Genomic DNA, 13,424 nt, shown 5'->3' with positions numbered 1-13,424 from the left:
CCCCCGCCTCAGCGGGCGCGGTGCACGAGCCGTCCCGCGAGGACCGTCGCCACGCAGGCGTGCGCCCCGCCCGCGCGGAGGGCCGCCTCGTCGGGTACGTCGAAGGCCGCCAGGTCCGCCCGGCCGCCCACGGTCAGCGGGGCGCCCGCCGTGCGGGCCAGGTCGCCGCCCGCGGCGAAGGGGTCCAGGTCCGGGGGGCCGGGGGGCGCGGGCGACGGCGGGAGGCGGACGAGGCCCGACCGGGCGACGGCCGTGCGCAGGGCGGGGTCCTCCGCGTCGAGGGGGCCCGCCAGGTGCGTCGTGCCGTGCCGCAGCATCCGCTGGAGCCCGCGCCGGACGGAACCGGCTCGCCGGGCCGGCTCCATCGTCGCCGCGAGCCGCTCGAACTCCTCGCCCCACAAAGGGAGTTCACCCAGCTCGTCGGCCTCGCGGGGGTCGGGGTGATAGCAGCGGGTGAGCAGCTCCCGGGCCCGGTCCTGGCGCAGTCCCGGCGTGAGGAGGCCGGGCCAGCGGCGGACCCGGGCCGCCGGGTGCGCGGCGGTGACCTCCTCGTAGGGGCCGAGGGCCGCGATCCGGTCGCCGTCCACCGCTACCGCGCCGTCCACGACGGGCGCCGCGCCCACCGGGAGGACCAGGGGCGCGGCGTGGATCGTCAGCACGGGAAGCCGAGGCCCTAGTTGGCGTTGAGGAGCTTGAGCTCCGGGTGGGCCGTGCCGCCCTCGATCGCGGTGGAGGAGATGTGCGAGACCACGCGCTCGTCGACCGGGTCCATCGCCGGGTCGTCGTGCACGACGAGGTGCTCGTACGTCGTGGCGCGCTGCGCGGGGACCCGGTCCGCCTTGCGGATCAGGTCGATGATCTCCAGCCGGTTGGAGCGGTGCTTGGCGCCGGCCGAGGAGACGACGTTCTCCTCCAGCATGATCGAGCCGAGGTCGTCCGCGCCGTAGTGCAGCGACAGCTGGCCGACCTCCTTGCCGGTGGTCAGCCAGGAGCCCTGGATGTGGGCGACGTTGTCGAGGAAGAGCCGGGCGATGGCGATCATCCGCAGGTACTCGAAGAGCGTGGCCTGCGTCTGGCCCTTCAGCTTGTTGTTCTCCGGCTGGTAGGTGTACGGGATGAAGGCGCGGAAGCCGCCCGTACGGTCCTGGACGTCCCGGATCATCCTCAGGTGCTCGATGCGCTCGGCGTTGGTCTCGCCGGTGCCCATCAGCATGGTGGAGGTGGACTCGACGCCGAGGCCGTGCGCGATCTCCATGATCTCCAGCCACCGCTCGCCGGACTCCTTGAGCGGGGCGATGGCGGTGCGCGGCCGGGCGGGCAGCAGCTCGGCGCCGGCGCCGGCGAAGGAGTCGAGCCCGGCGGCGTGAATCCGGCTGATGGCCTCCTCGGCGGAGACCTTCGAGATCCGGGCCATGTGCTCGATCTCGGAGGCGCCCAGCGAGTGGATGACCAGCTGCGGGTACGCCTTCTTGATCGCGGAGAAGTGCTCTTCGTAGTACTCGACGCCGAAGTCCGGGTGGTGGCCGCCCTGGAACATGATCTGGGTGCCGCCCAGCTCCACGGTCTCCGCGCAGCGGCGCAGGATGTCGTCGAGGTCGCGGGTCCAGCCCTTGGCGGTGTCCTTGGGCGGGGCGTAGAAGGCGCAGAACTTGCAGGCCGTCACGCACACGTTGGTGTAGTTGATGTTCCGCTCGATGATGTACGTCGCGATGTGCTCCGTACCGGCGTAGCGGCGGCGGCGTGCGGCGTCGGCGGCGGCGCCCAGCGCGTGCAGGGGCGCGGACCGGTAGAGGTCGAGCGCCTCCTCCGGGGTGATCCGACCGCCTTCGGCGGCTCGGTCGAGGACGGGCTGAAGGTCGGCCTTCTCGGTCACCGGGCTGTCACCTTTCGGCGGTTTTTCTACGGATCCTCGGACCGATCCAGCGTACGCCAGCCCTTGACGCCGTCAGCCGCCGGACCGGGTGAGCTCGCCGTACGGGAGGCCCGCGGCGCGTTCCTTCGAGCGGTAGTCCAGGGTGCCGTCGTCGGCGAGGCGGAAGACCACGTCCGCCTCGGTGCTGGTGCACAGGCCCGGCGTGCTGGGGCGGTCCGGGTCGGTGCGCTCGCGGATGTTCAGCTCCTTCGCGGTGCCGGAGGCGAGGGTGCCGACGCTGTTGCAGGTGACGGTGGCGCCGAGCTGGGAGATCGTCGTGCTCATCCGGACGACCCGCTCGCCGCGTTTCCCCTCGGTGAAGACGGCGGTGAGGGTGCCGTGCGGCTGGCCGGTCGTCTTCTCGGTGACCGGCCCCTCCCAGGTGCCCACGTACGCCTTCGGCAGCTCGCCGACCGGGGCCCCGCCCGCGTCGGCGGACTCGGCGGGCGTCGGCTTCCCGGAGCCGGGCGGAGAGGCGGAGCCCGACGGGGTCGCCGCGGCGTCGTTGCCCCGGTTCCGGTCGGCGTCGCCGCTCGGGAGGAAGCCGTCGAGCAGGCCCGTGCCGAAGGTGACGACCGCGAGCGCGCCCGCCACCGCCAGGGCGACCGTGCAGCTGACGCGGCGGCCGCGACGCTCCCCGGAGGCCGGCCTGTTCTCGGCGCTGACGGTCAGGGAGAGGCGGGGGTCACCGGCGCGCTGGCCCGGCAGCCCGCTCGCGCCGTGCGCGCCGTCGCCGCCCTGACGGTAGGTCCCGGCGTGCGTGGGCGGCGGGGGCACGGTGGAGGCGGGCTTCGCACGCGGAGGCGCCGGCGGCGGGGGCGGGGGCGGCGTCCCGTACGCGTCGTCCTGCGGATGCGGCGTCCCGTACGCGTCGTCCTGCGGGTGCGGGGTCCGGTACGGCACGTCCCGCGACGCTTCCTGCGGCCCTTCCTGGGGCGCTTCCCGGGGCGCTTCCTGGGGGCGCTGTGCCCCGTACGCGGCTTCCCGCGGCGCCTCCTGCGGACGTGGTGTCCCGTACGGCGCTTCCTGCGGGCCCGGGGCAGGCGGGCCGAACTGCCCGCCCCTGCTCGGCGCGGCCGTTCCCGGGAGCGCCCCCAGCGACGCGCTGCTGAACGGCACCGGTCCCGACTGGACCGGCGCGTCCTGCGGTTCCAGGTCCAGCAGCGCCACCGCGGACCGGCTCACCTCACGCACCAGCCCGCCCGGCAGCCAGCCGCCCGCCACCATCGCCGCCGCCCCGCCGGGAGCGAGCACCCGGGCGAGATCGGCCGGGGCGGGCCGGGCCGCCGGGTCCTTGGCGAGGCAGCCCTCGACCACTTCGCGCAGTTCGCCCTCCAGGTCGCCCAATTCGGGTTCCTCGTGGACCACCTTGTAGAGGAGTACGGCGGAGGAGTCGCCGGGGAAGGGGGCAGCGCCCGTCGCCGCGTACGCGAGGACCGCGCCCAGCGAGAAGACGTCGGCCGCGCCGGAGACGTCCCGGCCGCGGATCTGCTCGGGCGCCATGTAGCCGGGCGAGCCGACGGAGACCCCGGTGGAGGTGAGCGAGACGGTCGCACCGAGGGCCCGTGCGATGCCGAAGTCGATGAGGCGGGGCCCGTCGAGGGCGAGCAGCACGTTGGACGGCTTCACGTCGCGGTGGACGATGCCCTGCCCGTGGACGACGGCGAGGGCCTCGGCGAGCCCCGCGCCCAGGGTGCGCACCGCGTGTTCGGGCAGCGGGCCGTGCTCGGTGATCGCCTGGGAGAGCGGCGGACCGGCGACGTATCCGGTGGCCACCCACGGCACCGGGGCGTCCGGGTCGGCGTCCAGGACGGGGGCGGTCCACTGGGCGCCGATGCGCCGGGCGGACTCCACCTCGCGCCGGAACCGCGCGCGGAACTGCTCGTCGAGGGCGAAGTGGGGGTGGACGACCTTGACCGCGACCGTGCGCCCGCCCGCGCTGCGGCCGAGATAGACCCGGCCCATACCGCCCGCGCCGAGCCTGCCGAGCAGCCGGTAGGAACCGATGGTGCGCGGTTCGCCCGCTTCCAGCGGCTGCATATGGACTCCCCCTGTGAACCCTGCGGACGGTGAACCCGTGGACGGTAAACCCGGTGGACGGTCCGGACCCGGACCGAAGCCTAGGGGGCGCCAACGGCGAGGTCACCGGGAAACGGCCGGACCATTCCCCCTTCTCCGGTCAGGAAGGGATCTTTTCGCCCCGGGGAAAGGCGCGATTGTGTTGTTGTACAGCCTCTCCCATTCCCTTTTGCGGGACGGAAAGAGAATTCCCTCCATTCCCCGGTTCAGTCGCTCGGCCACCCAGTCGCTCGGTCACTCGGTCGCTCGGTCACTCAGCCGCCGAGCAGTTCCACACGGACGTCGGCCGGGTAGCCGGTGTCCCGGCCCGTGCGGCGGGCGAACTCGTGGACGCCGGCCAGCTGGTCCGGGCCGAAGCGGAAGTCGAGCGTCGTGAAGTACTGCTCCAGCACCTCCGCGTCGAAGGCCTCCCAGCGGGCCGCCTGCTCCGCGACCTTGGTGACCTCCTCCAGGGAGAGGTCCCGGGAGGCCAGGAACGCCTCATGGACCTGGGCCGTCCGTTCGGGGTGCGCGGCGAGGAAGTCCTTGCGGGCCGCCCAGACGGCGAAGACGAACGGCAGCCCCGTCCACTCCTTCCACATCTGGCCCAGGTCGTGGACCTGGAGCCCGAGCCGGGGGGCTTCGTGCAGGTTGGCGCGCAGCGCGGCGTCGCCGATCAGCACGGCGGCGTCCGCCTCCTGCATCATCAGGCCCAGGTCGGGCGGGCAGGTGTAGTAGTCGGGGCGCACGCCGTAGCGCTCGGCCAGCAGCAACTGCGCCAGCCGCACCGAGGTGCGGGAGGTCGAGCCGAGCGCCACCCGGGCCCGGTCGAGCTGCTCCAGCGGGAGCTGGGAGACGATCACGCAGGACATGACGGGCCCGTCGCAGCCGACCGCGATGTCGGGGAAGGCCACCAGGTCGTCGGCGTTGCGCAGGTACTCCACGAGGGTGACCGGGCCGATGTCCAGCTCCCCCTTGATCAGCTGCTCGCTGAGCCGCTCCGGGGTGTCCTTGGAGAGCTCCAGGTCGAGCAGGGTTCCCGTCCGCGCCAGGCCCCAGTACAGCGGGAGGCAGTTCAGGAACTGGATGTGGCCGACGCGGGGCCGACTGCGACGGTCGTCGTCGCCTTCACGGGGGGAGACGGTTGAGTCGGTTGAATTGTCCACATCGCGAGGCTAGACCCGCAGCCGCCCGCGAGCATCACCGGGGGCCGCGCGCCCCGTCCCCCACCCCGCCCCACGCCCCGCCCGCGCCCCGGTCCGCGCCCCCTTCCGGGGCCTCCCGCAGGACGCCCGACGAGGGCCGTCAAACATTCGGGGGAAGTGATCTTTCCCTCTACCGCTCGCCAGAGACCGCGTGCTAGGCTCGCCCGCAAGTTGCAGTTTGGTTTCCCTTGCAGTACAGAGCCTGCGGAGCATGTAACCCGCAGGCTTTTGTAGTTTTCAGACTTGTTTGCAGGTTCTGGAGCAGGGCAACCCTTTGGCCCAAGGAGGGCTTATGGCTACCGGAACCGTCAAGTGGTTCAACGCTGAAAAGGGCTTCGGCTTCATCGCCCAGGACGGCGGCGGCCCGGATGTCTTCGTTCACTACTCCGCGATCAACGCGTCCGGGTTCCGCTCCCTCGAGGAGAACCAGGTCGTGAACTTCGACGTCACTCAGGGACCCAAGGGTCCGCAGGCTGAGAACGTCACCCCGGCCTAGTTGCCCGGGTCGGTCGATCGCGGCCGTACATAGCAGTACCCAAGGAGCCCCGCTCCCCCGCTTCGGCGGAGGAACGGGGCTCCTGCCTGTGCAGGACCGGGCCCGTCAGGCCACGGCCGACCGGGCGGCGACCGCGTCGGCCGGGTCCCAGCCGGCGCGCGGCACCGAGGCCAGCAGCAGCCGGGTGTAGGGGTCGCGGGGGTGGGCGAGCACCTCGGCGGTCGGGCCCTGTTCGACGGCCGTTCCCCGCCGCATCACGACGACCTCGTCGGTGATGTGCTGCACCACCGCCAGGTCGTGGCTGACGAAGACCAGCGCGACCCCGGTGTCCCGGCGGATTCCGTCGAGCAGGTGCAGGATCTGGGCCTGGATCGACACGTCGAGCGCCGCCACCGCCTCGTCCAGGACCAGCACCTTCGGGTCGACGGCGAGCGCGCGGGCGATGGCCAGGCGCTGCCGTTGTCCCCCGGAGAGACCGTGCGGCAGGGCCTCTGCCTCACGCGCGCCGAGGCCCACCCGGTCCAGCAGGCCGTCGGCCAGCTCCGCGGGCCGGCCGTGCAGCCGCAGCGCCGTGGTGAGGCAACGGCGGGCGGTGAGCCGGGGGTCGAGCGAGAGGTAGGGGTCCTGGAAGACCATCTGGATCTCCCGCGCGCGGGCCAGCCGGGCCGCCCGGCCGCGCGGGGCGGCGAGTCCCCTGGCCCGTCCCCCGACCCGGACCGTTCCGGCGTCCGGGCGGACCAGGCCCACCAGCATCCGGGCCACGGTCGTCTTGCCGGAGCCCGACTCCCCGACGATCCCGAGCGAACCGCCCGCCGGGACGGTGAAGCCGATGTCGTCGGCGGCGGTCAGGCGGCCCTTGCCGGGCAGCGGGTACGTCTTGCGCAGCCCCTCGACCGCGAGCAGCGGCGCGGGGTCCCGCTCCGAGGAGAGCGTCATCGGTCGGTGCCCTTCATCTGTGTCAGCGGTAGCGGTACGGGGGCGAGTTCGGGCAGTCGGCGGCAGGCGGCGGAGCCCGTACCGCCGTCCGCGAGGGCCACCGGCTCGGGCCGCCAGGTCGCGCACTCCGGTTCGGCGTCCGGACAGCGATCGGCGAAGGGGCAGCCCGCGAAGGCGTCGGCCAGCGACGGAGGCTTCCCGGGGATCGGGCGGATCTCCCGGTGCTCCTCCCCCAGCGTCGGCGAGCAGGCCAGCAGGCCCCGGGTGTAGGGGTGGCGGGGCCGCTCGAAGAGGTCGGCGGCGGTCCGCTCCTCGACGACCCGGCCCGCGTACATCACGTACACGCGGTCGCAGTAGGCGGCGGCCAGGTGCAGGTCGTGGGTGATGAACAGCAGGCCGAGGCCGCGTTCGGCGCGCAGGGTGCGCAGGAGGGCGAGGATCTCCGCCTGGGTGGTGACGTCCAGGGCGCTGGTCGCCTCGTCGGCCAGCAGCAGCCGGGGCTCGGCGGCCAGCGCCCCGGCGATGACGACGCGTTGGAGCATCCCGCCGGAGAGTTCGTGCGGGCGCTGGCGGACCCGGCGCTCCGGTGCGTCGAGCCCGACGGCGTCCAGCAGCTCGACCGCGCGGTCCCGGGCGGCCGCGCCGGTCACCCCGGTCCCGGCGGCGGCGAGCCGCTCGACGAGGAAGTCGCCGATGCGGCGGACGGGGTTGAGGGCGGCGCGCGGGTCCTGGTGGACCAGGGCGACGGTCCGGGCCCGGTGGGCGCGCAGCTCCTCGCCACGCAGGGCGAGGACGTCGCGGCCCGCCACCCGTACGGAACCGTCGAGGGCCGTCCCTTCGGGGAGCGTACGGAGGGCGGCCTTGGCGGTCGTGGACTTGCCGGAGCCGGACTCGCCGACCAGGCCGACGACTTCGCCGCTCGCGACCCGCAGGGACACCTGGTCCAGGACGGGCCGGGCGGTGCCGGGGAGGCGGAGGGTGAGGTGGTCGATGTCGAGGAGCACGGTGTCACTTCCCGGTGCGGCGAGGGCCGCTGTGTCGTGTCCCGCTGCGGCGGATGGCATGGGTGACTACCTCCCGTTGGCGAGTCGGTCGGCGGCCCGGACCCCGACGACGTTGAAGGAGACGACCACCAGGGCGATGGCGATGCCGGGCACCAGGGCGGGCAGCAGCGCTCCCTGGACGACGGCGGCCTGCCCCTCCTGCACCATCAGCCCCCAGTCGGAGCTGGGCGGCTGGGCGCCGAAGCCGAGGTAGGAGAGCGTGGCCAGGGACATCAGGGCCTCTCCGAAGAGGACCACCAGATAGCCGATGACGGAGCGGCCGAGGTTGGGGACGAGGTGGAAGGCGCAGATCCGCAGGCCGCCCATGCCCTGGACGCGGTAGGCGTCGATGTAGGGCTTGCGCCGCTCTCCGATGGCCACGGAGCGGGTGTACTTGGCGACGGTCGGCGTGTAGGCGAGGCCGAGCGCCAGCACGGAGGTGGTCATTCCGGCACCGAAGACCGCGATGATCAGCACGGTGAACAGCAGCCCCGGGAACGCGTACATGACGTCGGTGAGCCGGGAGATGACGGTGTCGGCCCAGCCGCCGCGCCAGGCCGCCAGGGTGCCGAGCGCGATGCCGAGCACGGCGGCGATGGCGAGCAGGAGCGCCGGGGCGACGAGGCTGGTGCGGGCCCCGTACAGCACCCGCGACAGCAGGTCCTGGCCGGAGGAGTCGGTGCCCAGGAGGTGTTCGCCGGTGGTCCCCGCCAGCGAGGCGGAGAGGTCGATGGCGTCGGGGGCGTACGGGGCGATCAGCGGGGCGAGGAGGGCGGCGAGCACCACCAGGCCGAGGACGGCGCCCGCGAGGATCGCCCCGTAGGGACGCCGGGCGGCCGGGATCCTCACCGGGGTCATGGCCGGGGTCAGGGTCGGGGCGGTCATACGGCGGCCTCCTTCACGCGCGGGTCGAGCAGCGGGTGGACGAGGTCGACGAGGGTGGTGACCACGATGTAGCCGGTGACCATGAGCAGCAGGACCGCCTGGGCGACGGGGAAGTCGTGGGTGTTGATCGCGCCGACGAGCAGCGAGCCGATGCCGCTGATGCCGAACGCGGTCTCCACGACGACCGTGCCGGCGAGCATCCCGGCCATGACCAGGCCGCACATGGTGACGATCGGGCCGAGCGCGTTGCGCAGGATGTGGCGGCGGACGATCTCGCGCTCCGGGATGCCGGAGGAGCGGGCGGCCTCCACGTGGTCGGCGGCCCCGGCGTCGGCCATCGCCTGCCGGGTGACCCGGCTGATGATGGCGAGCGCGCCGAGCGCCAGCGCCAGGGCGGGCAGGGTCAGATGGTGCAGGGTGCCGGTGAAGCCCTCGCCTCCCCCGGTGACGGCGAACCAGCCGAGCTGGACGCCGAAGACGGCGGCGAGCGCGATGGCGGAGACGAACGAGGGGACCGAGGCCGCCAGCGTCGTACCGCCGACCACGGCCGAGTCGACCCAGGTGGAGCGCCGGACGGCGGCGAGGATGCCCGCGCCGACGCCGAGGACGACGAAGAGGACGGTCGCGTACGCCACCAGGGCCAGGGTGGTCGGGAAGCGGGCGACGATCAGGTCGGCCACCTGGTCGCTGTACTTGAAGGAGCGGCCGAGGTCGAAGTGGAGGCAGTCGCCGAGCCAGCGGCCGTACTGCACGACGAGGGGCTCGTCGAGGTGGTACTGCGCCCGGACCAGCTCCAGCTTCTCCGGGGTGAGTTTGTCGCGGCCGCCTGCCAGGAAGACGGCGGGGTCGCCGGGGGCCGCGTACACGGCGGCGAAGATGACGAAGGAGGCGGCGAGGAGGGTGGCCAGCAGTCCGGCCAGCCGCCGGGAGATCCGGGCGAGCATCGCGGGTCAGCCCTTCTTGGCGCCGAGATCGGCGGCCCACGGGTAGTAGAGGTAGGCCATGGAGGCGGGCGGTCCGGTCAGCTTCTCGTCGAGGACGAGGACGGAGGGGACCTGGGCGACGGAGATCCAGACGGCGGCGTCGGTGAACTTCTTCTGGACCTCGGCGGCGAGCTTCGCGCGCTCGGCGTCGTCGAGGGTGGCGAGCGCCTTCTTGACGGTGGCGTCGTAGGCGGGGTCCGCGAAGCCGACCCAGTTGTTGGAGGAGCCGGTGAGCGCGTTGTCGTAGAAGCCCATCGGGTCGGCCTTGGAGATGTACCAGTCGCCGACCAGGACGTCGATGCCGCTCCGGGCCTCGGGGTCGCTGTAGAACTGCTCGAACTGGGCGGTGGGCACGGTCTTGATCTGCCCGGTGAGCCCGATCCTCTGGAGGGCGGCCCGGACGGCGTTGGCGACGACGGTGCGGCCCTGGCTGGCGTCGGTGCCGATGACGATCGGGGTGCCCGCGTCGGCGCCGGAGTCCTTCACCAGTTTCTTCGCGGCGGCGATGTCCTCGGCGTCGGGGCTCGCGGGGGCGACCGGGTCGGCGGCGCGCTGGGCGGCCTCGAAGGCCGGCTTCTCGTAGCCCCAGGTGCCGGAGCCGACCGGGGTGGACCAGGGCTGGACCATTCCGCCGTAGCCGGAGGCGGCGATGCCCTTGCGGTCGAGCGCGAGGGAGAGCGCGCGGCGCACGGCCGGGTCCTTCAGTCCGCCGCGTGCGGTGGGGATGAGGACGAGGGAGGAGGTGGAGGGGCCGTAGTACTGGGTGATGCCCTTCTTGCCGTCGAGGGCGGCGGCGGTGTTGGGCGATTCGGCGTACGCGCCGTCGGCGGCTCCGGTGGTGAGCGCGTTGACCAGGGCGCTGTCGGTGGCCCAGCGGAAGGTGACGCGCTTCGTCAGCGGCGCCTCGCCCCAGTAGGCGTCGTACCGCTCGATGGTGATGGAGTCGCCGGACTTCCAGTTCGCCAGCCGGTAGGGGCCGGTGCAGGCGTCGGGCTGTCCGGGGGTGCCGAAGTCCCGGCCCGCCTTCTCGACCTGCTCCTTGTTCCAGACGATGCCCGCGTCGCCGGCGAGCGCCTTGAGGAAGAGGGCGTCGGGGGCCTTGAAGGAGAGGGTGATCTCGCGGTCGCCGGTCTTCTTCATGGAGGCGACGTTCTCGAATTCGTCGCCCTGCTCCATGTCCGGGTCGGCGTGCCGCTGAAGGCTCCAGAGGACGTCGTCGGCGGTCATCGGGGTGCCGTCGTGGAAGGTGACGCCCGAGCGGAGCTTCAGGACGAGGGTGGTGTCGTCGGGGGTTTCGACGCTCTCGGCGAGGAAGGGCTTCGTCGTCATGTCCGGCTGGAGCTGGTAGAGCCGCTCGCAGACGTTGGTGAGGACGACCCGGCCGGCGCTGGAGCCCTGGGTGTCCAGGTCGAGGGAGTCCGGTTCGTCCTCCAGGAGCCAGCGGGCTTCGGGGAGTTCGCCCTTCGCGGCGGCCGTGGTCGGGGTGAGGGTGAGCCGCGCGGCGTCGGCGGCGGAGCCGCTGCCGGCGGGCTTGGTGGCCCCGCTGCATCCGGCGGCGAGCAGGGCGGCGACGACGGCTCCGGCGACCGGGACGGCGCGGCGGGCTGTGCGGTGGGTCATGGCTGGGTTCCTGTCGGTTCCGGGCCGCCGTGCGGGCCGTCGTAGAGGTTCCAGGGAAGGTGCTGGTACTCGCGGTCGCAGGGGGTTCCGGCGGTCACGTGGTAGTCGCCGGTGGTGAGGTCGGCGAGCGAGGAGACGAGGGTGGTCCAGTGTTCGACGGCCGGCCGGCGCGGGTCGGGGTGCGTGCACAGGGACTCGGGGTGGCCGAGGTGGTCGGACATGGCCCGGCGGATCAGATTCCGGGACTCGTCGGGTCCCGTGGAGTGGCGCAGGGCGGCCAGGCCCTGTTCGGCGCGGGGGACGCGGACCAGGGAGTCGGAGGACATCGGGCGGTAGCCGGCGGCGGCGAGCGGGGCGGGGATGCCCGCCTGGTAGTGGTTGCCGTGCACCAGCAGGCCGTCGGTCGGATACATCCAGCCGTGCCCGGCGGGGGTGGTCTCCAGGTCGATGGCGAAGCCCTCGCGGCAGGTGAGCAGGGCGTTGCTGGCGATGTGGGCGCGGGTGCGGCAGAGGACGTCGAGGGCGTCGGCGATGTTGTCCTGGTCGAGGACGGTGCGCCGGACGACGGTCTGGGGCAGGCCGATCCGGTCGTCGAACCGGCCGCCGAGGCCGTTGGCGTTGAAGGCGATCCCGGCGGAGTTGGCGCCCTGGCGGCCGATCTGTCCGGCCTCCACCTGCATGATCAGGGTCGGCTTGGGCGGCTGGACGATCCGGATCATGACGACGGTGTCGGCGACTCCGGCCCGCCAGTCCCAGTTCTGCCCGGCGTAGACGTGGCCGTCGCCGCTGGCCGGGCCGTACGCGGCGAACGAGGTGCAGCCCTCGGCGGGTTCCTCGTCGGCCGGTCCTTCCCCCGCCCCGTCGGCGGCGATCTCGGCGAAGGACTTGTCGTAGATGACCTCGCCGCGGGCGTTCAGCGCGAGGACGTCCAGGAGGCCGGCGCCCGCGCCGTCGGCGATGCCCCGCATCTCCTCGACGAGGTGGGGGGCGTAGGCGTTCACGGGCTCCAGCCAGCGGGCGGCGCGGGCGGTGACCTTGTCCCAGGTGAGCCCGGCGGAGCGGCCGAACGCCTCCTCGTAGTAGGCGAGAGCGGCGTGCAGTTGGGGGCGGACGGCCTCGCCGTACTGCCGGCCGCGCTCCAGCGGGGAGCCGGAGATCTCGATGACGGGGAGGATCCGGGCGGCGGAATCCGTGGGCGGGGGTGCGGAATCCGTGGGGACGGGGGCGGATTCCGTGGGAAGGGGTGCCATTCTTCTCCTCGCGACGGAACGCTTCGGCGACCGACGGACGGGGGCCGACACGGTCCTGTAACGTCGATTTCAGAATGCGTTCCCTTTGGAACGTTCTGCCCAGGACAGTAACGCCGGTCACACGGAAGTCAATGCTTGTAATGGAAATTCCAGAGAACGAGACCGGAGTGACGCGCCTCCGTGCTGCCATTCGTGACCAATGGAACGATCTGTCCACTTCCGAACGGGCCGTGGCCCAGTACCTGGTGACCGCGCCGGTCGAGCAGTTGCTCTTCGCCAGCGCTCAGCAGCTCGGCGCGGCCAGCTCCACCAGCAACGCCACCGTCGTACGGGCCCTGCAACGCCTCGGTTACGCCGGTCTCCCCGCGCTCAAGCGGGAGCTGGCCAACGACTTCACCTCGGCCGTCGCCCCCGAGGTCCGGCTCAAGCGGCGCATCGCGCACGTGGGCCAGGACCTGGACGCCATCTGGACCGACGTCTTCGACGAGGCCCAGGAACGCATCGACCAGGCCCGCCGGCTGACCGGCCCGGACTCCCTGAAGCGAGCGGTCGCCGTTCTCGCCGAGGCCCGCGAGGTCTTCGCCTACGGGGTCGCCGCCTCCGAACCGGGCGCACGGCACCTGGCGTTGGCGCTCGGCCGGATCGGCCGCCGGGCCCGCGCCGTCTCGGAGACCGGGTTCGCGCTGGCGGACCAGCTGCTGGCGCTCGGGCAGGGCGACGCGGTGGTGATCTTCCAGCCGGGGCGGCGGCTGATGGAGCTGTCGGTCCTGATGGAACGGGCCCGCTCGGTCGGCGCGAAGGTGGTCCTGGTGACGGACGAGCTGGGCGAGGCGTACGCGGACCGGGTCGATGCGGTGCTCACCGCGCCGCACACGCCGACCGGCATAACGGCGGAGTCCCTGACCGGACTGCTGGTGGCGGACGCGCTGCTGCTGGCGCTGGCCACCCTGGACGAGGACCGGGCCGTCGGCTCCTCGCACCAGCTGACCGCCCTGCGCGAACAGCTGCTGGACCCGAAGCGGCACGGCTGACGTGA

General features: G+C 73.0%; 12 protein-coding genes. 2 read left to right on the top strand and 10 right to left on the bottom strand.

Annotation, left to right across the window (positions count from 1 at the left end):
• Positions 1–8 precede the first annotated feature (8 nt).
• From ACIRJT_RS01305 to ACIRJT_RS01290, 4 genes are all read right to left on the bottom strand, one after another.
• Positions 9–659: an imidazolonepropionase-like domain-containing protein gene (locus tag ACIRJT_RS01305; protein ID WP_403903004.1), complete on the bottom strand. Its 651-nt coding sequence runs from the start codon at positions 657–659 to the stop codon at positions 9–11.
• A 14-nt stretch (positions 660–673) separates the two neighbouring features.
• On the bottom strand, positions 674–1,873 hold the full coding sequence (gene mqnC, locus ACIRJT_RS01300; RefSeq protein ID WP_069756823.1) for a cyclic dehypoxanthinyl futalosine synthase: 1,200 nt from the start codon (positions 1,871–1,873) through the stop codon (positions 674–676).
• Positions 1,874–1,945: 72 nt separating this feature from the next.
• Positions 1,946–3,952 carry a protein kinase gene (locus tag ACIRJT_RS01295; protein ID WP_403903001.1) on the bottom strand — a complete coding sequence of 669 codons (2,007 nt, stop codon included), beginning with the start codon at positions 3,950–3,952 and terminating at the stop codon, positions 1,946–1,948.
• A gap of 293 nt (positions 3,953–4,245) precedes the next feature.
• The gene (locus ACIRJT_RS01290; RefSeq protein ID WP_403902999.1) at positions 4,246–5,136 is read right to left on the bottom strand and encodes a menaquinone biosynthetic enzyme MqnA/MqnD family protein; all 891 of its coding nucleotides are present in this window, start codon (positions 5,134–5,136) and stop codon (positions 4,246–4,248) included.
• A gap of 331 nt (positions 5,137–5,467) precedes the next feature.
• Here ACIRJT_RS01290 and ACIRJT_RS01285 point away from each other — a divergent pair, with 331 nt between their 5' ends.
• Positions 5,468–5,671: a cold-shock protein gene (locus ACIRJT_RS01285; protein ID WP_003967102.1), complete on the top strand. Its 204-nt coding sequence runs from the start codon at positions 5,468–5,470 to the stop codon at positions 5,669–5,671.
• A 105-nt stretch (positions 5,672–5,776) separates the two neighbouring features.
• Here the strand turns inward: ACIRJT_RS01285 and ACIRJT_RS01280 are convergent, their stop codons facing one another.
• From ACIRJT_RS01280 to ACIRJT_RS01255, 6 genes are read right to left on the bottom strand one after another with little or no spacing between them, the layout of a single operon-like run.
• A complete protein-coding gene (locus ACIRJT_RS01280) occupies positions 5,777–6,607 on the bottom strand; it encodes an ABC transporter ATP-binding protein (RefSeq protein ID WP_403902996.1) in 831 nt (276 codons plus the stop codon).
• On the bottom strand, positions 6,604–7,671 hold the full coding sequence (locus ACIRJT_RS01275; protein ID WP_403902993.1) for an ABC transporter ATP-binding protein: 1,068 nt from the start codon (positions 7,669–7,671) through the stop codon (positions 6,604–6,606). The genes ACIRJT_RS01280 and ACIRJT_RS01275 overlap by 4 nt, the downstream gene beginning before the upstream one ends.
• Positions 7,672–7,677: 6 nt before the next feature.
• Positions 7,678–8,535: an ABC transporter permease gene (locus ACIRJT_RS01270; protein ID WP_403902991.1), complete on the bottom strand. Its 858-nt coding sequence runs from the start codon at positions 8,533–8,535 to the stop codon at positions 7,678–7,680.
• Positions 8,532–9,479, bottom strand: coding sequence for an ABC transporter permease (locus tag ACIRJT_RS01265; RefSeq protein WP_403902989.1), 948 nt, complete (start codon positions 9,477–9,479; stop codon positions 8,532–8,534). The genes ACIRJT_RS01270 and ACIRJT_RS01265 overlap by 4 nt, the downstream gene beginning before the upstream one ends.
• A gap of 6 nt (positions 9,480–9,485) precedes the next feature.
• Positions 9,486–11,138, bottom strand: a complete 1,653-nt coding sequence (locus ACIRJT_RS01260) for an ABC transporter substrate-binding protein (RefSeq protein ID WP_403902987.1) — start codon at positions 11,136–11,138, stop codon at positions 9,486–9,488.
• Positions 11,135–12,388 carry a C45 family autoproteolytic acyltransferase/hydolase gene (locus ACIRJT_RS01255; protein ID WP_403902984.1) on the bottom strand — a complete coding sequence of 418 codons (1,254 nt, stop codon included), beginning with the start codon at positions 12,386–12,388 and terminating at the stop codon, positions 11,135–11,137. Before ACIRJT_RS01255 ends, ACIRJT_RS01260 begins: the two co-directional genes overlap by 4 nt.
• Before the next feature lie 131 nt (positions 12,389–12,519).
• Between ACIRJT_RS01255 and ACIRJT_RS01250 the strand changes: the two genes are divergently transcribed.
• Positions 12,520–13,419, top strand: coding sequence for a MurR/RpiR family transcriptional regulator (locus tag ACIRJT_RS01250; RefSeq protein WP_403902981.1), 900 nt, complete (start codon positions 12,520–12,522; stop codon positions 13,417–13,419).
• Positions 13,420–13,424: the final 5 nt, after the last annotated feature.

The sequence above is a fragment of the Streptomyces sp. NPDC102283 genome, from assembly GCF_044766265.1.
In the GTDB taxonomy this organism is placed as follows: Bacteria; Actinomycetota; Actinomycetes; order Streptomycetales; family Streptomycetaceae; genus Streptomyces.
This window is presented reverse-complemented; position numbering and strand designations above follow the sequence as displayed.